The following is a 19,409-nucleotide window of genomic DNA, read 5'->3' on the forward strand; positions in this document are numbered from 1 at the left end:
AGAGGGGGAATGGGTGTTTCCAGGCAGCAGGCGGTTGAAAACCGGCGCGCAATCGTGGCAGCCGCCGAGAAGCTGTTTCGCGAGCGCGGCGTCGACGCAGTCGGGCTCGCCGAGCTGATGAAGGCGGCGGGCTTTACGCAGGGCGGTTTCTACAACCACTTCAAATCAAAAGACGCGCTGGTCGCCGCCGTGATGGAAAAGGCCATGGAAGATGGTGGAGAAGCTTTTGTCTCCATAATCGAAAACGCCAGGTCGGCTGGTGCCGACCCGGTCAGGCAAAACATTCAGTGGTACCTGTCCCCCGAGCATCGCGGGAATATCGATGCGGGTTGCCCGTGGTCGGGTTTTGTAGGCGACGCCCGCCGGCTTGGTGATGTGGCGCGCGACTCTTACGCAGAAGGTCTCGCGGTGAACCTCGAGCGATTCGCCAAGGTCATCGAAGAGACGGAGGGGATCGGTGAAGGCAGCCGCAGGAAGGCGATCACTTTGTTCAGCCAGATGGTCGGTACGCTGCTGCTTTCGCGTGCTGTTGCAGACATTGACCCGGCGCTCGCCGATGAAATTCTTGACGAGGGCCGCCAGCATCTCCTCACCGCCGTCGACACGCAACCCGGAATTCAATCACGCGGACACTCGCGCCGACGGTAGCCCGACGTCCTTTTGATCGCCGTTGGCGACGCATCTGCGGACACGGCGATCAACTCAATGCGCCCTTCCCGGACAACGTCCTGACGAGGTCATCCGCAGTGGGCACAATCTTGCCGAAGTAAAGCCCGAAGTTCGACAGCGCAGCGTCATGCATGACCGGATCGCAGTCGGCACATGCGTCCGAAACCAGCATGCAGCCGAAGCCCCGGTCAGCAGCATCCCGTGCTGTCGTCTCGACGCAGCAACTCGTCACAACCCCGGCGAATACCAGGTTTTTGATCCCCATACGATCCAGCACGTTCTGAATCTCGCTACCGTTAAACGCGCCTTGCGTTGTCTTGCGAATCACCGTTTCTCCATCCAGGGGGGCGACCTCCTCACGGAACGCGTAATCCGGATTTCCCGTCCACCATAAGTCCTCGATGCCGCAAGACCTTTCCAGCATGCGCGACCATTCGCGAAACCTGACCGGGCAATCGCGCATATCCCGGTACGCCGAACCAATTGCCAGGTGAATGACCGGTCTTCCTGTAGAGCGGAACACATCGAGCAATGTGCGAATGGCGGGGATGGTCGTGCGCTCGAGCCTTTCGAGGTAGTAACGCATCGAGCCGGGCTCGATCGTTTCGCATGCCTTGACCCAGCCACGATCGGGCGCAGCATCGCTGTACTGAACGTCGACCACGACTAGCGCCGTGGCCGCGCGGTCCGTGAAGTCGATGGCCGGAATCGTCAATGACAGGCTTTCAAACGCGGCCTGCGCGGGTGCATGCTCGTGCATCTTGGAGTCCTCGATTCAGGTTGAACGCACCGCCACCTGACGAGGCAGTACGCGTTTGGCCGTCCATGCGGGACACTTGGCCATCGCTGCCATTGTGGATATGTCAGTTGACGCAGGCATGTGTAAAAGCGACGGCCAATTACGTTGCAGCGACGCCTGCATCGGCCGGTTTTGATGATCGATTACGTCATCCCCGCGTTGCGGCACGAACTGGAGGTGAGCCGACAAAGCCGGGGCGTGTCCGGCACCAGTGCGGACCCGACCGACACGCCGCGTATTTGAACGAAGAGTGGCGGACGTTTCGCGACACATCGGGGCGTGCAGGTCAGACGTCGGAACCGTCAGCCAGCTTCATCAGCCTGAGAACAACAGCGAGGCCGGTGAACGCGAATCCCACTGCACAGACACCGCTCCAGCCTGCCAACGCCCACGCAACGCCCGAAAGCACCGCACCCAACGCGCCGCCGACGAAAAACACCCCGACGAACAGGCCGTTCAGCCTTCCGCGCGCGGCAGGATTCATCAGGTTGATCGCACGCCGGCCGAGTGTCTGGTCGGTGACGACGCCGGCGTCGAGTGCGCCTGCTCCCGCGACGAGCATCGCAACCGCAAGGACCGGATGGGCGCTCGCCGAAAAGCCTCCCCAGCCAGCACCCGCCACGCCGATTGCCACAAGCGCGACGAGCATCGTCAGGTGGCCGGCGAACAGCGCCGTGCGACCGGCCCCACGATCGCCTGCGCGACCGGCGAGCGGCGTCACGATCGCACCCGCCGCGCCGGCAAGCGCGAACAGCGCGATGCCATTCATACCGAAGCTGAACGGGGCCTGCACGAGCCGCAGGCCGATCGCGGTCCAGAACGCGCTGAACGCGCCCATCACCAACGCAGCCGATGCGGCGTTCCGTTGCAACACGCGCTCGGTGCGCAGCAGGGACCACAGCGAGCCCAGCAGCGCCGGATAGCGCGTCGTGACGGACGGCTGACGCGCGGGCAGCTTCATGTAGAGGACAGCGGCGAGTAGCGCGTCTATCAGCGCCGCAACGCCGTAAAAAGCACGCCAGCCGACCGACCCGGCAATGACGCTCGCAGCCGGACGCGACAACAGGATGCCGAGCATCAGACCGCTCATCACGTTGCCGACTGCACGTCCGCGGTGACTCTCCGGTGCCATCGAAGCCGCCATCGGCACCAGCATCTGGATCACGCTGGATGCCGCACCGGCCAGAAACACAGCGACCAGAAACACTTCCCGTGAATCGGTGAGCATCGCGATCGCGAGAAAACCAGCGCAGCACACCAGTGTGCGCACGATCAACCGGCGGTTCTCCAGTAGATCGCACAATGGCACCAGCAGCATCAGGCCGGCCGCGTAGCCGAGTTGCGGAAGCATAGCTACGAGGCCCGCGAATTCAGGGGCGAGATACAGACTGCGGCTGATCGCCCCGGTCAGCGGTTGCGCGGCAAACAGATTCATCACAATCACGCCGACTGCCGTCGCGAAGAAGACAGTCATCAGCGCGGTGAGTCTGTGCGGGGTCTCGGCCTCGCGCGCCGTGATGGCGCTGGCGGGACCTTCGGCGGATGGATTCATCGAACGGGCTCTCACGACGGTATCGGAGAAGCCATCCTAATGACGCGCCCAATATGCGACAATTGAAATATGTTGATAATGATTATGCGAGATAAATTTGAATACGCGTGATCTACAGGCGTTCGTTGCGGTCGTCGAAAGCGGCTCGATGGTGCGCGCCGCAGAACGACTCCACCTCACGCAGCCTGGCCTGACCCGGCGCGTGCAAAACCTTGAAACCACGCTGGGTGTCGAATTGCTCGATCGCCAGGGCAAGCCGCTCAAGCCTACCGCTGCGGGCAATGAGGTCTACGCGCTCGCGCGCACTGTGTTGCGTGCGGTTGACGATTTATTGTCGGTGGCGTCCCCCGACAGCGAGCCGGCCGGCGAGCTGAGAATCGGCATGCCGCCTTTTCTGGCCGACGTTGCGCTGGAAAAGCCAGTCGACCTCCTGCGCAGTGTTTTTCCGCGCCTGACGCTGCGAGTCACGGCGGGTTGGTCGCCAGGTCTCCTGCAAAGCGTCGAGCAGGCGGCGCTCGACGCGTCGATCGTGCTGATGCCGTCCGGGTTCGCACCACCCGAGACGTTGCACGCTACACCCCTCGCGTTCCTGCCGACCGTGATCGTCGCGGCGCGCTCCCTCGATCTGCCTGATGCGCCTTTGACGCTGGCGGATCTGGCGCGTTACGAATGGGTACTCAATCAGGACGGCTGCGGGATGCGCTCAGCGTTGAGACGTGCGCTGGAGGCGGCGGGACTACCGTTCAATGTCGCCGTCGAAGCGTTTGGCTCCGAGCTGCAATTGTCTCTTGTCGCGCGTGGCCTCGGTATCGGGCTCGTCACGGCGGACATACTGGAACGCACTGCGCATCGCGCGGCGCTCAGGATCATCGAAGCCACTGACTTCCGCACGGGAGTCGACGTATGGTTCGTTCATGGTTCCCTCCCCGGCCGGCTTATGCGGCCTGTCGATCTGTTGCGCTCATCGCTCACCGACGCGATGGCCGAAGGCGGAATGGCGGTGCATAGGGAAGGCGCAGAACGCGCGCCGATAACGCGCCTGACATAGGCGCGCGAACCCAATCACGGTCTCATTCGACTTTCCGACGCGCAGGCCTGCTTGCCCCGCGTAAGGGCCGCTCGAGCTGGACCCTGCCGCAACAGCGCGCTCGAGAAATGGAATATTCCTCTGCAACTGGCCGTTTACACGTCGTATCGGAATCAGGGGCACCTTTCCATGAACACTCGGCCGAATTACATCATTCGATCCAGTGGCGGCGTGCTGCTGGCGACCTTCTTTGCGTTGCTCGCCGCCTGTGGCGGAGGTGGCGGCAGTGGTAGCGCGAGCAACATGTCCACGACGATCGCGTTTGCCGGTACGACGGCAACCGGCAAGGCGCTAGCGAACGCGACGATCACGATCAATTGCGTGCAAGGCTCGATGTCGGTGGCTGCCGATTCGAACGGGAACTACCACGCGACGCTTGGCGCGGTGACGCCTTGCCTGATCACCTCGACCTCAGGTGCAACCGTGCTGCTTTCGACCGCATTCGCCGGCGGCACATACAACGTCACGCCAGAAACGGATCTTTTGCTGTCGTATCTGGCCGCCCAGTTGGGCACGACCGAAAGCATACTCGTCACTGCCTTCGCAACAAACACGCGATTTCAGCAAGTGCTGGCGAATCAGAACGATGTGCTGACCGCGCAAAGCGCTGTTGTACAAAATCTTCAGCAAAAATATGGATTGACGCTGACCACGCCCAATTTTCTGACCGCTTCGTTCGCAGTCGGTCAACCAGGCGTGGACAGCGATCTCGAAGCACTCCGCGCCAAAGGCGCAATCGATGCTAATGGGCAGCCGGACCTTGCCGCCATCACGCTCATGACGACGACGGGAGCCGCGCATCCGATCGCAACATCGCCAGCCTCCGGCACGGGCGGAAGTGGCGCAACTGGCGGAATCGGGGCGGGTACCGGAAGCATGGGCGGCATGATGTGATGCGATGCGATGCGACACCACGGGATGTTGTCGCCACGTGGTGCGTCACGTAACAGCCTGATGCCGGCCCTTTTCTCCCGTTCGCACATTTCTTAGGGCAACGACGGCTTCCGGAAACCGTGCATCCATCGAGTCGCGGCGCGAGATACGTTCCGCGCGCGCCTTGCCGGATCGCGCCCCCGAATGCCAGGTCAGTTACCGTTTCGGGTTAAATCAGCTTGATGACGACGTCGATGTTGCCTCGCGTGGCTTTTGAGTACGGGCACATTTCGTCCGCGGCATGCACGATCGCCTCGGCGACTTCGCGCGCCACGCCCGGCACGCTGACGTCGATCCGGGCCTGGAGGAAGTAGGCGCCACCGGTCATGCCCAGATCGACCTCGACATCGAGGGCCAGATCGGGCGGAAGCACCACCCTTCTCTCCTTGGCCGCGAGGCCGATCGCGGCGCTGAAACAGGCCGACCATGCGCCCGCGAACAGTTGCTCCGCGGTCGGATGCGGCTGGACGGCCGCGAACAGGTGCTCCGCAGCCGCGCCGTTGCTGGCGATGCCGGGCGAGAGCTTGATGTCGAGGCGGCCGTCATGACTGCGCGAAGCGCTGTCACCGCCGCTTGCCGTCGTATGTGCCTTGCCTGTGAACAGGACAGTTTCGATCTTGGTCATCATGAATTCCTTGTTGGATATGGGATGCTATGTTTTCATCTCATGCGATTTATTCGCATGCGTCGCATATTGACGGAGAAATCTGGCCGCGTCAATCGCAAACGATTTAATCTCATGCGATTTTTAATAGCAAGGAACGAAGACTTGGCGATGGCCATCATGTCGTCGATGTCAAATTAGCTCGCTGCCGTGACTGGCTCGCCGACAAGACGTACCCCATGGCGTTCTACCCATGACTTCGACCATGACGTCCGGTCGATTTAACGCCGGGCTCACGCGCCCTACTCTTCCACTGACGATCGCTTCGACGGCTCGCGCCAGCCGGCTATCGAAGCGGTGACGTCCACCTGGCAACGACATAAGGAACACAGATGAAACCCACGATCGATGTTTCAAAGGTAGCGAACGATAAAGCGTTCGTCGAACTCGACAGGCTGTTCGGCCTTTCCCCTCGGTTGAATGCTTACCATTCGGCCATCGACAAAAATGTGGCCATCAATCTGCTAGAAAGCGTGAGAGGTGTGTTGGACGGACACGAATCAAAGCGGGAAGCAATCGTGGCCGGCGGACTCGAAGCCGCCGCCGGCTCGGTCCTCGCTGCCGTCGAATATGCGCTCCGCGTCATTAACGGAGACCCGCCCGGCTTCATGTTCAATAGCGATTCGTCTCAAGACAAAATCGTCTTGACGCCATGACGATACGTAGCGGTGCTTGACCGGCGGGTCGCCGAAATCAAGGCCTGGAACCGCCAGAGCGATCTGTGCCGCAAGCTGGAGAAGATATCGGGAATCGGACCGGTTGCCGCCACAGCGCTGGTGGCAATCCAAAGATCCTGCAACGTCACATACACTGGACGCCCGCCAGCGGCCAGTAACGCCGCTTTTTTCCGTCGCCGACAATATTTCCGATCGTGAATCGTCTACAGATGTATGGAACCGCCGCGCACCCCGGACTCGATGATCGAACGAGATAGCGACATCACTGCAACTGTTTTGCGTGAGCGTACGAAGCTCGGCAATTTCATCCGGCGTCGTGTGCACGATCCGAGTGAAGCTGAAGACATCTTGCAGGATGTATTTCACGAGTTCGTGCAAGCCTATCGGCTCCCCGCGCCGATTGAACAAGTGAGTGCGTGGCTGTTTCGCGTGGCGCGAAACCGCATCATCGACCGCTTTCGCAAGAAGCGAGAGCAACCGCTGACCGAGATGGTCGACGCCCCCGACGAGGCCGAGTACCGACTGGATCTCGCGCTGCCGGCAACCGACGCCGGCCCGGAAGCCGTCTATGCAAGGTCCGTGCTGCTCGAAGCCCTGCAAGACGCGCTCAACGAATTGCCAATGAATCAGCGCGACGTCTTCGTCGCTCACGAACTCGAAGGGCGCAGCTTCAAGGAGCTGGCCTCCGAGAGCGGTGTCGGCGTGAACACGCTGTTGGCACGCAAGCGTTACGCGGTACTGCATCTGCGCGTTCGCTTGCAAGCCGTGTATGACGAACTGGATATCTAAAGGAGCAGGTAGATGAGTTTCAGACTGAGATGCTTCGGCAAAGCACTGTTGGTTCTGGTGGGCATTGCCGTGCTGGGATGGATGGTGATGGCGCTATGGAATTGGGTTATCCCGGCGCTATTCATCGGCGGCCGTTCGATCGACTATCCGCACGCGATGGGCCTGTTGATCCTGAGCCGAATTCTCTTTGGCGGATTTCGAGGTCATGGCGGTTGGCACGGCCGCCGGCATTGGCGTCGGTGGGAACGGATGACGCCGGAGGAGCGCGAATATTTTCAGAAAAACATATCGCCCGCTAACGGCAAGCCCCAAGAGGATCGAGCATGAGCAACGCATCGACATCCGCTTGCAAGAAAACCGCAGGCGTGATCGCTCCTGTCGTCAATTTGAAGCGGTGTGAAGGCAAGGGCGATTGCGCGGTAGTTTGTCCCGAGCACGTTTTCGAAATCCGCCGCATCGACACGGCTGACTATCAGCTGTTGGGAGCGCTGCAGAAATTCAAGCTGCGTGTACACGGCATGAAGGTCGCATACACGCCAAACGCCGATGCATGCCGGGCTTGCGGCTTGTGCGTGACAGCATGCCCCGAGCGTGCCATTACGTTAGCCAGGATCGGGATGCCATAACGCAGAAAGCCCTCACCAGGAGGGCTTTCATGTGTGCTCCGGTCACATCGGCCGCAAAGCCGCAAATCCGGCGAGTTGTGACGGCGCACCCAGGCTTATTCCCTCCTTAGAACCTGGAGGCAATCCGACCAGACCCGCTTCGCTGCTGCACAAGGTTCGCAACATCCCGGCCAAGATCGGCGTAAATCGCGTCCATGTCGGGCTGCGAACGGTGCGACGCCATGAGGAATGCCGCAACGACAATCGTGTGCCCATCTGGTCCCGTTACGATGCCGATATCGTTATATGCAGCAGTCATTCCAGCGACGCTTTCCGATGTCCCGCAATTGTCGGCCAATCGGATGCCATCGGGAATTCCATTTCTCAAACGGCGAGGGATCGTTTGTGCATATAGCAGCCCAAGCAAGTATTGCGTTGACTCGGCAGAAAGCAACCGGCCGTGCCAGAGTGAGCGAAGAAAACTGACCGCGGCCTGCGGCGTTGTTCGGTTGCGCGGATCGGCCAGATAAGCCGCGTAGCCGTCTTTCAACCTCCGGTCACGCTCGGCGGCAGTCTCATGCGCCGGCGGCCTGCCGGCAGTGCCGAGGTTATTGAAGATACTCGACACCGTCCCCTCGTCGATGTCGATGTGCATGCCTGTGATGCCGTGCCCGGTCAGAAAATCCGTCGCTACCTGCGGGCCACCTATGAGCCTGACCAACGCGTCAGCGGCCGTATTATCGCTATGGCTCACTGCATCCACCAGCAACTGCCTCACGGTAAAAGACATTCGGTCACCCTTGAAGCTGTCGCGGATGGCACTCGCGCCGTTGCGCAGGTCGGTACGTGTCAACGTTACTGACTGATCCAACGAAAGCCGCCCACGCTCGATCTGATGGAGAACAGCCGCGCCAAGAGGCGCCTTAAAGACGCTCATCATCGGATACGCGCGATCCGCGTTCACCTCCCAATGGGCACCACTCTGCAAATCAACAACCGAAACACCCAACACGCCAGGTTCCGCGCGCTGGGCAAGTGCGTCGAGTCGACTCTGCATGCTCCCATCCGCGCTTGTTTCAACGTGCTGGGTCAAAGTCTGTGCGGCCTCGCCGATAGGCGACAAGCAGGACAAAACAGCAGATACAGCTATGGCTACCTTGATCAATTTTCCATTCATGTCATCTCCTCTTTGCGGATCATTTTGTTCCGCGGCGCGCAATTGAAGACGAGACCAAACGCTCTGCAGGGAAACAGGTCCTCGCTAGCCACCATCGTTGGAACGTTTTGTGCCGGATATCACCGGCAACACCTCGGAGATTCTGGTCACCCTGTGGATGAAGGACGACACGGCCTTACCGGCCGGCTTAGGTTCGCAGGATGCCTGCCTTCGACCACGGGCATAAGCAGGCGCCACAGGCGCATGCGGGCAGGCGTCCTACAAACCTGAACAATAGCGGCCGTTCTTCGCTTTCAGACCCCTTGGGCAAGATGCCATTACAATCCAGCACTTCGATCCGACAACCGTGATTTGCGCCATGAGATACCTCCTCGCATCGACACTCGCCGCGGTCATCGCTGCCACAAGCACGGCCGCGAAAGCCGAAACATCCGGGGGCAGCGATACATCCAGACAGCAGTGCGCCATTGGTTATGTCACCGGCGTCGGTGGATCGGCACCGAGCTTTCGTGAATACCTTGCGAGCTCCGACAGAGACAAATATCGCTACCTTGCAGACCACCCGATCCAATGCCGAGTCTCCGACGAGGGTCGCGCGTCTGCCTGTACCGGCATCACAAACCTCCGGCATGAAAAAGTCAGCGTGTACGACGACATCGACAGCGCGACGATGGCCGTGGTCGCGCGCGTGGAACTCGACCAGGGGACATACCCGGTGATTATCGTCGTGCGAAAGCAGGATGTGCAATGCGAGGAGTGAATGCCCTCACGGCGCGAAGCGAAAACGACTTTGGTGGGTCGTTTGGCCTGTCGGGCCGGGCGAATCCATCGTGGGATCTGGGATGGCTGGAATATTTGTTCCTGCCAGCCGTTTACTGCTCACGCTTCGTCCCCATTCGCGTTTGCTATCGGACGATCCGGTTCCGCAGTTCATGAAATGACGCACGCCTCGCTTGCCACGCACCCGTCGGCAAGGGGTGTGTGTTTGCCTGGTTTGCAGGATTCGCCCCACTGTTGCCGACGCTGCGCGACGCGCGTTCGAGTCGCAGGACAGCGGTGCTGGTGCCCGTCGCGCGGGCACGGGCGAAGTTCGCTAGCGGCGGCCGGCACGCATTGCGTGCAGCGACAACAACGCGCCCGCCCCGCGGCCTTCTTGGAGAGCCCAGTCATGAACCCCGTCATACACGGCTTCAATCCGACAATCGACCGACAACCCTGTCAGCGCGTTGCCCGTTCAAAAGGCCGCACGCTGAAACACCTGCTGCTGGCCATGCTGTACGGCGCCAGTGTCGCCCTTTCCCCAGCGGGCTCCGCCCTTGCCGGCGAGCTCACACCGCTGCTCCCGCCGGCGTTCGTCACCTCATCGACTGTACCTGCCAACGGTGACCTCAATCCGTACGGCGCCGCCTTCGTGCCCGACGGATTCCCCCGTTTCGGCACGATCGCTGCCGGCGACCTGCTCGTGTCGAATTTCAACAACGCGCAGAACCTTCAAGGTACCGGTACGACAATCGTCAAGATCGTGCCGAACGACAAGCCGGCCACGTTCTTCCAGGGCGCCCCCGGTCTCGGCCTGAGCACCGCGCTCGGTGTGCTCAGGGGCGGCTTTGTGCTGGTCGGCAGCGTACCGACCACGGATGGCACCTCCAACACGATCAAACCGGGCGTGCTGCTGGTGCTGAATCGAACCGGCGGCATCGTCGCACAATGGACGCCTGCAACGGCGAAGATCGACGGCCCCTGGGATCTGACGATATTCGATCAGGGCGACCATGCGAAGGTGTTCGTATCGAACGTGCTAAACGGGACGGTCGTGCGCCTCGATGTGAGCGTCGACGACAACGGCGTCCATCTCAACCGCGCCACGCAGATCGCCTCTGGTTACCCGTTTCGCAGCGATCCGGCGGCACTGGTCGTCGGCCCGACCGGACTCGCCTACGATCCGCAGCGTGACGTACTCTATGTCGCGTCCACCGTCGATAACGCGATCTTCGCGGTATTCGGTGCGGGCCACTCGCAGCACGACGGTGGCAAAGGCGTGTTGATCTATGCGGACAACGCTCATCTACACGGCCCGATAGCGCTAACCCTCGGACCGAACGGCCATCTGTTCGTCGCGAACGGCGACGCGATCAACAGCGATCCGAACCAGCCGAGCGAAATCGTCGAATTCACGCCGCAAGGCCGCTTCGTCGCGCAGCTTCCCATCGACCCGGCTCCAGACGGTGCATTCGGACTGGCGTTCACGCAGCCGCGTCGAGAGTTCGTGCGCTTTGCGGCGGTCGACGACAACACGAACACCGTGACCGTCTGGACGCTGCCTTTCGAGAATGGTGGGCAATAATGCGCGATGGTACGACGTGCAAAGCTGTCGGAAACGACTCCATGCGCGATAGCAGGACTGGCCCGGTCTATGCAGGCGCTCGAAATTCCAGCGCATGCTGCGAATCGCGAGGCCGGTCGCGCGCGTGAGGTATATGACCGCTTTGGATCGAAGAGCCGCCGGTGTACGCTTTAGCGAGGTGTAGGGTCAGCCGGCGGCTCGGCGCGGTAGCCGCCGCCGAGCGCCTTCACCAGCGCGATTTCCTGACTGAGGCGCTGCCCGTCGAGTTTGACGAGTGCGACCTGCTCGGTAATCACCGGTTCGCGCGCCTCCATCGCGACGAGGCGGCTGGCGAGTCCGCGCTGGTAGTGCGCTTCGGCGCTGTCCTTCGCGAACGAAACGGCATGCACCTTCTGCGTCTGCAACTGTGCTTCAGCGTCCAGGTCCTGCAGCCGGCTGCCGGTCTGCGCGACATCGCGCACCGCATCGAGCACCGCCTGGTTGTACTGTTCGATAAGCGTATTGCTCGCCACGCGCGCGCCGCTGAGATTTGCGTTCAGGCGGCCGCCGTCGAAAATCGGCAGGTACAGGCCGGGAATGAGATTGATCTGCTGGCTTGCATGGGTGAACAGATCCGCCATGTGCAGCGCATTGAAGCCGAAAAACGCCTTGATGTCGAAGGTCGGATAGAAGGCGGCTTTGGCGACATCGATCCGGTCGAACGACGATTCCACATACCACCGCATCGCCTGCAGGTCGGGACGCCGCGCCAGCAATTCGTAGGACAGTGTCGACGGCAAGCCGGTACGCAGCTGCGGCAGAGGCACGGGCTCGATATCGGGCAGGTTGTCCGGTGAAGCACCGGTCAGCGCCCGCAACGACTCGCGAAACTGCTTCACCTGCCCTTGTGACGCGACGATCTGACGTTGCACGGCCAATTGCTGCGCACGGGCTTCTTCCACACCTGTCCGCGCCTCCAGCCCGCGGTCAGCGCGAGCCGTGCGCGTTTCCACCGCGAATGCCGCCACTCGCATCGACTGCTCCAGCAAATCGATCAACTGATAGGTGGTCTGAATGCCGTAGTACAGTTGCGCAACGTCGGTCGAGATCTCGAGTTCGACCGCCGAAGCTTCGGCAAGGCGCGCATTGTGCACGCCGAGCGCTGCCGCCACCTGCGCGCGCTGCTTGCCCCAGATATCGACATCGAGACTGGCGCCGAGCCCGACGGTCCCCTCGGTGTACCACGGGCCGGTGAGGCCGAGCGCTGGTTCGTTCTTCGCGAACGGGCCGATGAACCCGTTCGCCGACACGTGCTCGCGATCGGCCAGACCGAGCGCCACCACCTGCAGACTGGACCCGGCCTTCACGAGTTCGACGTCCGATTTCGCTTGCGCCACCCGGGAGCGCGCGATCAGCATGGTCGGCGAATCGGCGAGCGCGCGATCGATCAGGGCGTCGAGCTGCGGGTCGCCGTAAGCCGTCCACCAGCGTGCGGACGGCCAGCCGTCGCGCGCCAGATGGATGTCGTCGGCGAGACGGATCTGCTCGGGCTGGATCTGCGCATCGGGTTTGCCGTTTTCATGGATCAGCGCACAGCCCGACAGCGCGCAGACGAGCCACGCGACGAGCGCGCCGCCACGGCGAAACGAAGATGCGCAGAAGCTCGGTCGCCTAGCCATGTTCAGGAGACTCCCGCAGGGTCCCGGCAAGCGGCGCGGGAATGTGCCAGTCCGGCAGTGCCGACACTTCGCGCACCAGATCGCGCACACTGGCAAGAATCGCCCCCTCGGGCGGTTCGCCAGCCAGCACGGGGATCTCGATACGTCGCGGGGCGCGTGCGACGGGCGGATTGGTTGCCAGGTCGTCCGTATAGCGGTTGAGATCCGCGGCTGCCTGTTCCTGAACGGCCCGCACCGCGTCGAACGTTTCTTTGCTAACCCGGGTATCACCTGCGTCAAGCGCATTGTGAAGCGCATTTCCGGCAATCATGATTTCCCGTCCCTGGGCGAGCACCGCTTGCGCGCGCAACGTCAATTGCGTCTGCTCCCCTTCCTGCCAGCCCGGTTCGAGCGCAACGCGGGCGAGCATCGCCTCGCAGTCGGCCAGTACCGCCCAGGTCTGCAACTGCTGCTGCGCGTACGGCAACTGCTCCGCGGATGCCGCGCCGGCGAGCGGCGCGCGGAGCAGCGCGCTGACGGGACGCAGCATGGACGCGAGCTTCTGCCGCAGCATATCGCCCTCGCCTTCCCGCCAGAACGCCATCTGGACCAGCGTCGATACGCCGACACCCAGCAGAATCCCGACCATCCGGTCGCGGATTTCGGTGAGATTCGTGGTCGGCCCGAACTGTTCGAGCAGCGCGAGCGAGAACGTGAACAGCACTTGAATGCCGGCGTAGCCGATACGCTCGGATCCTGCCGCAATCCACGCGGCGAGCGCGACGACGGGCAGCGTCATCAGCAGGAGATCGACAATGCTTTCCAGATGGGGAATCACGAATACCACCATGCACAGCGCGAGCACACTGCCGGCCAGCGCTCCGCCGACGCGCAGCACCGCCCGCTGCGTCGACGCGCCGAGACTCGGCAACGCGACGATCACGCAGGTCAGCATGATCGTATGAATCCCCTGCCAGTCGACCGCGTTGTAGAACACATAGCAGAGCATCACCGCGAGCAGTGTCTTGAGCGAAAAGCGCGCGTAAGCGGGGTTGGTGAACGCGTTCGGCACGACCATCGGCGCTTCCTCAGCCGGCTTGCCGGCAACGGCTCCGTGCGCGCCGAGGTGGCCGAATGCGTGCAGCGCCCGGTACAGTTCCCCAGTTGCGTGAGCCATGTCCGCGGCGTAGCGTTGCTCCGCAGTCGTGGTGCTCACGAATCGGTACGGCTGGTCCGCGGCGATCGCCTCATCCAGCGCGCGGCAGTTCGCGCGCAGCTCGCGCAGTACCGGCAGCTGCGCCGCGGCCGGATGACCAGCCACCAGTTCGCCTGTACCGCGATAAAGGCGCGACACGGTCGCAATACAGGCGAGCAGCGACGCCTGGTTCTCGCGATATCGGGCATCGCGCATCGTCGCAAACCGGAGCAGCTTTTGCAGCGTCAGAGCGCCTTGCTGGACCGCCATCGGTGTGACCGGCTCGGGTGCGCGCGCCCCGCCGATCAAATGGGTCAGACCAGCGTCGACCACAGCTAACTGCCGGTGGATTTCCTCCTTCAGCTGAATCTGGGGTTCCGCCGGCAGCAGCAAGGTGTTGACCACGAGCGTCACCGCGATCGGATAGTTCACGGCGACCCAGATCCACAGCACGGCACGGATCAGGACGTCCGCCTGATCGGTCTGGTCGACGAAGCTCTGCACGTAGATGATGACGATCGCGACGATGAAGAACACGACGCCGATCTTCAGGATGCGCATCAGGTAGACGCTGGCGAAGAACAGCACACTGGCCACGACGATGCGGATCAGCGGGTAGTCGAACGTGAACTTCAGCAGCAGGATCGAGCCGCCGATCGCCAATGTCGATCCGAGGATGAACATGATGCCCACCAGCCGCGTGAGCACCACATTCGATTGTGTGACGTAGAACACGACCAGCAGCGAGAGCGCCAGCGACGGCACTTCGAGCGCCATCGAAGCGACGATGACGATCGCACTCGTCAGCATGCAGCGCAGCATCACGTTGGCCCGCCCCGGATACGGCGCAAGCTCGGCTCGCAGGAATGAACCTGCTTCGCATAGGGTATCCGGCAGGTAGTCGGCGACGCTCATATGGATTCCTCAGTGGCGTTCGGCATCGTTATCGCGCCCAGGATGCAGCACGGCAACGGCGGACGTGCCGACGCGGAACAGCTCGGGGTTCGGATTCTCGACGTGGATCTTGACCGGAAAGCGCTGCGAGACATGTACCCAGTTCAGCGTGCGTTGGATGCGCGGCAATCCGCCAGGGAGCGCCAGGCCGCCTTCGTCGGGCGCCACGCCATAGCTCACCGAGTCGACCGTGCCGCGAAAGCGCTGGCTGGTGTCGCTCATCAGATAAACGGTGGCAGACGTGCCGGGCCGAACGCCCTTCAGTTCGGTTTCGCGGTAATTCGCCACCACATACCAATGGCGGGTATCGATGAGCATAAACACCGGCTTGAGCGCGGAAGCGTATTGTCCCGTCGACGTTTTCAGCGACACGACCCGGCCGTCGAATGGCGCTCGCACCGTCGCAAACTCAAGGTTCAGTTCCGCAATAGCGATCTCGGCCTGGATGACCGCACGCTGCGCGACGAGCGCATCCACGCCGCTCACGGCCGCCGCGGCTTGCTGCGCCTGCAGCTGGGCCGCGTTGAGTTCGGCCTGAGCGGCCCGCTGCGCGGTCCGGGCGCGGTCGACGTCTTCCGCGGACACGTAGCCCTGCGGCAATAGCGGCGCGGTGCGGTGCAGCGTATCCGTCGCCTGGTTCGAGGCTGCTCGCGCGCGCTCGACAGCCGCGCGCACGGATTCGGCGTTGTACTGCTGTGCATTGACGCTGCGCTGAGTCAGCTCGATTTGTTTGTCGAGGGCGACGAGGGAGGCCTTTCCTCGCGCCAGCGCATCCTCATAAGGGCGCGGATCGATCTGGAACAGCAGATCGCCCTGCTTCACAACCTGATTGTCGTGCACCGCAAGGTCGACGATGCGCCCGTTGACTTCCGGCACGACGTCGATTGTGTCCGCGTACGCATAGGCATCGTCGGTGCGCGGCGCGCGGTCCAGCCGCCAGATCACGAAGATCAGCAGCGCCGCGGTCACCAACACCAGCACGATGGCCGGCCATTTCTTCTTCGGTGTCTTGCTGGCGGGCGTCGTCAATTCAGCCACCTGTCAGGAGGTTTAATGTTGGAAGAAGATCAACCAGACAATGAGTGCAAAGAAGGTCACGAGCGCGGGATAGACCACCGCCGCCGGACCTACGCGGTCACTGTACTGCGTGCGCCCGAGAATCAGATAGACGGCGATTGCAAGCACCACGCCCGCGACAAGGCAGAACAGCCAGTCAGGAAAGTACGCGCCGACCACGCTGACCGATGGCGCACTGGCACAGCCCGCCGTCAGGATCACGGTCGCGACGGCTACTGCGGTCATCCCCACAGCACATCCTTTTCTGAAGCAGCGCATGTGATTGCTCCAATGTCTTACGTAGCCTGCTGCGGGCGACGAAGGACCGCGCGGAAGCGGCCCCTTTCTGATCAAGCCAGGCATCATAGGAAGTTTTCACGCACCATTTCCAGCACATCCGCCCCGCGGCCGTTAAGTACGGCGCGAACGGAGTACAGCGCCATGCCGATCACAGGCTTTGCTTCAAAGAACGGCGGTTTGACCAGTTCCAGCGGGTTGACGACGACATTGAGAAGCGCGGGGCCGGGTTGGGACAGCCACTCTTGCACGGCCGTTGGAAGCTCGGAGGCGGTTCGAACCGTTTTCCCCCACAGGCCAATTGCTGCGGCCACTTTGCCGAAGTCCGGGTTTTTCAGGTGCGTGAATGTGTCGAGCATGCCCTCAGACTTCTGTTCGATTTCCACAAAGCCCAGCTTGCTGTTGTCGAATACGACAATCTTGATCGGCACGTTTTCCTGGATCGTGGTGAGCAGCTCGCCGAAGAGCATGGAGAGCCCACCGTCTCCGCACATGGCTATCACCTGACGGTCGGGACATGCCTTTTGTAATCCTAATGCGCTCGGGAGGGCGGTCGCCATCGTGCCGTGCAGAAGGCTGCCGAAGATCTGGCGTTTGCCGTTGGCCTCGAGCAAGCGCAGCGCCCACACCACCGGCGTGCCATCGTCCGCGGAAAAGAGCGCATCATCGGTGGCGTATTGGTTGATCACCGAGGTCAGGTACGAGCCGGGGATGGTGTCGTTGTGCCCTGGCACGAGATGCTTTTTCGTCGACGCTACGGCCTCGGCATAGCGCTTGACGTATTTTTCCTGGAACGAGGCGTCGGCGTTGCCTTCCAGGTGCGGCAGCAACGCCTGCAGCGTGGACTGAATGTCGCCAACCGCACCAAGGGTGACGTGATGGCGCCGCCCCAGATGGGTCGGGTCGATGTCGATCTGAACAATCCTGGCCTGGTCGGGATAGAACTGACGCCACGCGAAGTCGGCGCCCAGCAGCAACAGGGTGTCGCATTCGAGCACGGCGTTATAGCCGGCCTCGTTGCCGAGGATGCCCGTCATACCGATGTTGTAGGGGTTGTTCGGCTCGAGGAAACATTTTGCGCGAGACGTGTGAGCGACGGGTGCCTTAAGCCGATCGGCAACCGCCACAATTTCGTCGAGCGCGCCTTCGCAACCCGAACCTGCATAAATAGCAATTTTTTCGCCGGAGTTGAGGATCTGCGCAATCGCTTCGATCTCTACATCGCCAGGGCGGATCGTTGGGCGACTGTGGTGAACGCGGTAAGGGAAGTCTTCATGCACTTCGCCGTGGGATACGTCGACCGGCACGATCAGCACGGCGACACCTCGCCTGGCCAATGCGGTCTGGCAAGCCATCACCACTTTTTTCCTGGCCTGTTCGGGCGTCAGGATCATTTCGCAGAAGACCGAGCATTCCTTGAAAACGGACTTGAAGTCCACCTCCTGGATGAACTCAAAACCCATCTCACTCATCGCCACCTGACTTGCGATCAGGACGACAGGGGCGCGATTACGATTGGCTTCATACAATCCGTTGATGAAGTGCAAGCTGCCGGGACCGCAGCTACCCGCACACGCCGCGAGATTATTCGTGTACAACGCCTCCGTGCCCGCCGCAAAGGCACCCGCTTCTTCGTGGCGAACGCTGACCCACTCAATGGAGCTGCGCTCCAGATTCTCAGCAAACAGATTTAGCGTGTCGCCCACGATGCCGTAGCAGCGCTTTACGCCAGCTTGTTCGAGGACTTCCACAATAATTTCCGCGACTTTCTTGCCCATGTACGTCTCCGAAACGTGAAGTGATGGAGATGAATGCCCTGTGGGATACGCGACGGATTCAGGTTCGCGCATCGAGCTGCTCCAGTACGTAGCGTGACACTTGTGCGGCTTTGCTGTTTGCTGATATGAACGGCAACGTTCCGTTTCGCACGATGATTCTTCGCCGCCGAAGGCCCGTCGAAATCGCTTCCCTGGTCCGCATCGCGTGCCCTTCAAGCGATGCGCGCATCAGCATGCAATTGCACAATTTCCGTGCGATCGCGCAAGTCCGTGAACAGCAGCAGACCTAAGCTTTGCCATACGCGTTCCCGTTCTCTGGACGAACTATGCTCAAGGAGAGAAACGATGGCGAAAGTGCTGTACGTGCATTATCCCGAGCGGCCTCGCTTCCCCGATCACGCGCTATCGGAGCGCCCCGCCTGATATCGGGATCGGCCTCGTGTTCCCGGTGATGATCGGCTACAACCTCTACCAGTACTCGATTTTCCGCGGTAAGGTGATCGGCAACGCCCGCGCGGGAGAGTAGCCGGCGCTGTGCTTCAGCGTCGTTCCGATATGCGTTCCTCACTTCAATCGCGTCTGAAAGGAATCGGCATGGCAACCCGTCTTCTAAAAGCACTCGCTGTGCTGCTCGTGTCAGGCGCAGGCTTCTGCCCCGTCGTGGTGCACGCGTACGCGCTTGATGCGCAATTCGACTGCAGGGCGCGTCCGCACGCGTTCATTGGGCAGCTCATCAACAGCCAGTACATCGACCCGCATCCGATGCACGTCGAGGCGAATTCGGTCAACGCGTTTCGGCCAGCGCACGGCAGCGACATAACCGCCTTCGGCTTTCGTGTCTACGCCGTTATCGGGTACGAGCAGGACGACGGATTGTTCAGGAAAGGCCCCGGCCAGGCGCTCATGGGCCCGCTGTACGGCGCGGTTCTGTCCGCTCCCAGCGAGGCGGTCGAATCGCGCTTGCGCGAGGCAGGCAGCAACGCTGCCGTGCGCACGGTGATTCCGTTGTTGCTGACCGCGGTGGTCTGCAGCGCAGCTTGACGCGCGGCGTCGTATCCGTCACGGTGCAAGGCTTTCTGCCTGCTACGCCACTTCGGCGCCCACGTCAGGCTGGAAGCCTGGTGGAGCGGCCCCTTGAATCGCCGGACACAGTCTCCCACTTAAAATAGCGGGTCGGCATACGACTGTGTTTTTGA

19 protein-coding genes and 1 pseudogene are annotated in these 19,409 nt (G+C 61.7%); 11 read left to right on the plus strand and 9 right to left on the minus strand.

The features are described from left to right. The first annotated feature begins 9 nt into the window (after nt 1-9). On the plus strand, nt 10-648 hold the full coding sequence (locus WN982_RS33330; RefSeq protein ID WP_341316276.1) for a TetR/AcrR family transcriptional regulator: 639 nt from the start codon (nt 10-12) through the stop codon (nt 646-648). A gap of 49 nt (nt 649-697) precedes the next feature. Here WN982_RS33330 and WN982_RS33335 read toward each other — a convergent pair whose 3' ends face one another. Further along, nucleotides 698-1,429, minus strand: coding sequence for an isochorismatase family cysteine hydrolase (locus WN982_RS33335; RefSeq protein ID WP_341316277.1), 732 nt, complete (start codon nt 1,427-1,429; stop codon nt 698-700). Nucleotides 1,430-1,754: 325 nt separating this feature from the next. Continuing rightward, nucleotides 1,755-3,020 (minus strand): MFS transporter, encoded by a 1,266-nt coding sequence (locus WN982_RS33340; protein WP_341316278.1) that lies wholly within the window; start codon nt 3,018-3,020, stop codon nt 1,755-1,757. A gap of 97 nt (nt 3,021-3,117) precedes the next feature. Between WN982_RS33340 and WN982_RS33345 the strand changes: the two genes are divergently transcribed. Together WN982_RS33345 and WN982_RS33350 are read left to right on the plus strand one after the other, a co-directional pair. After that, entirely contained in the window at nt 3,118-4,068 is a 951-nt protein-coding gene (locus WN982_RS33345) for a LysR family transcriptional regulator (RefSeq protein ID WP_341316279.1), read from the plus strand. 168 nt (nt 4,069-4,236) lie between these two features. After that, nucleotides 4,237-5,001 carry a hypothetical protein gene (locus WN982_RS33350; protein WP_341316280.1) on the plus strand — a complete coding sequence of 255 codons (765 nt, stop codon included), beginning with the start codon at nt 4,237-4,239 and terminating at the stop codon, nt 4,999-5,001. A gap of 208 nt (nt 5,002-5,209) precedes the next feature. Here the strand turns inward: WN982_RS33350 and WN982_RS33355 are convergent, their stop codons facing one another. Continuing rightward, nucleotides 5,210-5,665, minus strand: coding sequence for an Ohr family peroxiredoxin (locus tag WN982_RS33355; protein WP_341316281.1), 456 nt, complete (start codon nt 5,663-5,665; stop codon nt 5,210-5,212). A 371-nt stretch (nt 5,666-6,036) separates the two neighbouring features. Here WN982_RS33355 and WN982_RS33360 point away from each other — a divergent pair, with 371 nt between their 5' ends. The 4 genes from WN982_RS33360 to WN982_RS33375 all read left to right on the plus strand — a co-directional run bounded on the left by WN982_RS33360 (nt 6,037) and on the right by WN982_RS33375 (nt 7,796). Next, complete coding sequence (locus tag WN982_RS33360) at nt 6,037-6,360, plus strand: hypothetical protein (RefSeq protein ID WP_341316282.1); 324 nt, start codon at nt 6,037-6,039, stop codon at nt 6,358-6,360. 234 nt (nt 6,361-6,594) lie between these two features. Further along, entirely contained in the window at nt 6,595-7,170 is a 576-nt protein-coding gene (locus tag WN982_RS33365; RefSeq protein WP_341316283.1) for a sigma-70 family RNA polymerase sigma factor, read from the plus strand. 12 nt (nt 7,171-7,182) lie between these two features. Further along, nucleotides 7,183-7,497, plus strand: a complete 315-nt coding sequence (locus WN982_RS33370; RefSeq protein ID WP_341316284.1) for a hypothetical protein — start codon at nt 7,183-7,185, stop codon at nt 7,495-7,497. Then, nucleotides 7,494-7,796 (plus strand): ferredoxin family protein, encoded by a 303-nt coding sequence (locus tag WN982_RS33375; protein ID WP_341316285.1) that lies wholly within the window; start codon nt 7,494-7,496, stop codon nt 7,794-7,796. Before WN982_RS33370 ends, WN982_RS33375 begins: the two co-directional genes overlap by 4 nt. Nucleotides 7,797-7,902: 106 nt before the next feature. Here WN982_RS33375 and bla read toward each other — a convergent pair whose 3' ends face one another. Further along, nucleotides 7,903-8,952: a class A beta-lactamase gene (gene bla, locus WN982_RS33380; protein ID WP_341316286.1), complete on the minus strand. Its 1,050-nt coding sequence runs from the start codon at nt 8,950-8,952 to the stop codon at nt 7,903-7,905. Between the two features lie 358 nt (nt 8,953-9,310). On the opposite strand from bla, the gene WN982_RS33385 reads away from it, so the two are divergent. Both WN982_RS33385 and WN982_RS33390 read left to right on the plus strand, forming a co-directional pair. Further along, nucleotides 9,311-9,712 carry a hypothetical protein gene (locus WN982_RS33385; protein ID WP_341316287.1) on the plus strand — a complete coding sequence of 134 codons (402 nt, stop codon included), beginning with the start codon at nt 9,311-9,313 and terminating at the stop codon, nt 9,710-9,712. A 408-nt stretch (nt 9,713-10,120) separates the two neighbouring features. Beyond that, entirely contained in the window at nt 10,121-11,296 is a 1,176-nt protein-coding gene (locus WN982_RS33390) for a hypothetical protein (protein ID WP_341316288.1), read from the plus strand. Nucleotides 11,297-11,466: 170 nt separating this feature from the next. On the opposite strand, the gene WN982_RS33395 is transcribed toward WN982_RS33390, so the two are convergent. The 5 genes from WN982_RS33395 to WN982_RS33415 form a co-directional block, all read right to left on the minus strand. Next, nucleotides 11,467-12,954: an MdtP family multidrug efflux transporter outer membrane subunit gene (locus tag WN982_RS33395; RefSeq protein ID WP_341316289.1), complete on the minus strand. Its 1,488-nt coding sequence runs from the start codon at nt 12,952-12,954 to the stop codon at nt 11,467-11,469. Continuing rightward, nucleotides 12,947-15,043 carry an FUSC family protein gene (locus WN982_RS33400; RefSeq protein WP_341316290.1) on the minus strand — a complete coding sequence of 699 codons (2,097 nt, stop codon included), beginning with the start codon at nt 15,041-15,043 and terminating at the stop codon, nt 12,947-12,949. Before WN982_RS33400 ends, WN982_RS33395 begins: the two co-directional genes overlap by 8 nt. A 9-nt stretch (nt 15,044-15,052) precedes the next feature. After that, nucleotides 15,053-16,111: a multidrug transporter subunit MdtN gene (mdtN, locus tag WN982_RS33405; protein ID WP_341316291.1), complete on the minus strand. Its 1,059-nt coding sequence runs from the start codon at nt 16,109-16,111 to the stop codon at nt 15,053-15,055. A 21-nt stretch (nt 16,112-16,132) separates the two neighbouring features. Continuing rightward, complete coding sequence (locus WN982_RS33410) at nt 16,133-16,384, minus strand: YtcA family lipoprotein (RefSeq protein WP_341316292.1); 252 nt, start codon at nt 16,382-16,384, stop codon at nt 16,133-16,135. Nucleotides 16,385-16,500: 116 nt separating this feature from the next. Then, nucleotides 16,501-18,213, minus strand: a complete 1,713-nt coding sequence (locus WN982_RS33415) for a thiamine pyrophosphate-dependent enzyme (protein WP_341316293.1) — start codon at nt 18,211-18,213, stop codon at nt 16,501-16,503. Nucleotides 18,214-18,637: 424 nt separating this feature from the next. Between WN982_RS33415 and WN982_RS33420 the strand changes: the two are divergent. Both WN982_RS33420 and WN982_RS33425 read left to right on the plus strand, forming a co-directional pair. After that, nucleotides 18,638-18,739 (plus strand): annotated as a pseudogene (locus WN982_RS33420) (cytochrome BD ubiquinol oxidase subunit II); the annotation flags it as partial. A 68-nt stretch (nt 18,740-18,807) separates the two neighbouring features. Then, on the plus strand, nt 18,808-19,254 hold the full coding sequence (locus tag WN982_RS33425) for a hypothetical protein (RefSeq protein ID WP_341316294.1): 447 nt from the start codon (nt 18,808-18,810) through the stop codon (nt 19,252-19,254). Nucleotides 19,255-19,409: the final 155 nt, after the last annotated feature.

This window comes from Paraburkholderia sp. IMGN_8 (genome assembly GCF_038050405.1).
In the GTDB taxonomy this organism is placed as follows: domain Bacteria; phylum Pseudomonadota; class Gammaproteobacteria; order Burkholderiales; family Burkholderiaceae; genus Paraburkholderia.

Coding starts and splice junctions, on each gene's coding strand:
- WN982_RS33330 (WP_341316276.1), top strand. CDS start 10: ATGGGTGTTTCCAGGCAGCAGGCGGTTGAAAACCGGCGCGCAATCGTG.
- WN982_RS33335 (WP_341316277.1), bottom strand. CDS start 1,429: ATGCACGAGCATGCACCCGCGCAGGCCGCGTTTGAAAGCCTGTCATTG.
- WN982_RS33340 (WP_341316278.1), bottom strand. CDS start 3,020: ATGAATCCATCCGCCGAAGGTCCCGCCAGCGCCATCACGGCGCGCGAG.
- WN982_RS33350 (WP_341316280.1), top strand. CDS start 4,237: ATGAACACTCGGCCGAATTACATCATTCGATCCAGTGGCGGCGTGCTG.
- WN982_RS33355 (WP_341316281.1), bottom strand. CDS start 5,665: ATGACCAAGATCGAAACTGTCCTGTTCACAGGCAAGGCACATACGACG.
- WN982_RS33360 (WP_341316282.1), top strand. CDS start 6,037: ATGAAACCCACGATCGATGTTTCAAAGGTAGCGAACGATAAAGCGTTC.
- WN982_RS33365 (WP_341316283.1), top strand. CDS start 6,595: ATGGAACCGCCGCGCACCCCGGACTCGATGATCGAACGAGATAGCGAC.
- WN982_RS33370 (WP_341316284.1), top strand. CDS start 7,183: ATGAGTTTCAGACTGAGATGCTTCGGCAAAGCACTGTTGGTTCTGGTG.
- WN982_RS33375 (WP_341316285.1), top strand. CDS start 7,494: ATGAGCAACGCATCGACATCCGCTTGCAAGAAAACCGCAGGCGTGATC.
- bla (WP_341316286.1), bottom strand. CDS start 8,952: ATGAATGGAAAATTGATCAAGGTAGCCATAGCTGTATCTGCTGTTTTG.
- WN982_RS33385 (WP_341316287.1), top strand. CDS start 9,311: ATGAGATACCTCCTCGCATCGACACTCGCCGCGGTCATCGCTGCCACA.
- WN982_RS33390 (WP_341316288.1), top strand. CDS start 10,121: ATGAACCCCGTCATACACGGCTTCAATCCGACAATCGACCGACAACCC.
- WN982_RS33395 (WP_341316289.1), bottom strand. CDS start 12,954: ATGGCTAGGCGACCGAGCTTCTGCGCATCTTCGTTTCGCCGTGGCGGC.
- WN982_RS33400 (WP_341316290.1), bottom strand. CDS start 15,043: ATGAGCGTCGCCGACTACCTGCCGGATACCCTATGCGAAGCAGGTTCA.
- WN982_RS33410 (WP_341316292.1), bottom strand. CDS start 16,384: ATGACCGCAGTAGCCGTCGCGACCGTGATCCTGACGGCGGGCTGTGCC.
- WN982_RS33415 (WP_341316293.1), bottom strand. CDS start 18,213: ATGGGCAAGAAAGTCGCGGAAATTATTGTGGAAGTCCTCGAACAAGCT.
- WN982_RS33425 (WP_341316294.1), top strand. CDS start 18,808: ATGGCAACCCGTCTTCTAAAAGCACTCGCTGTGCTGCTCGTGTCAGGC.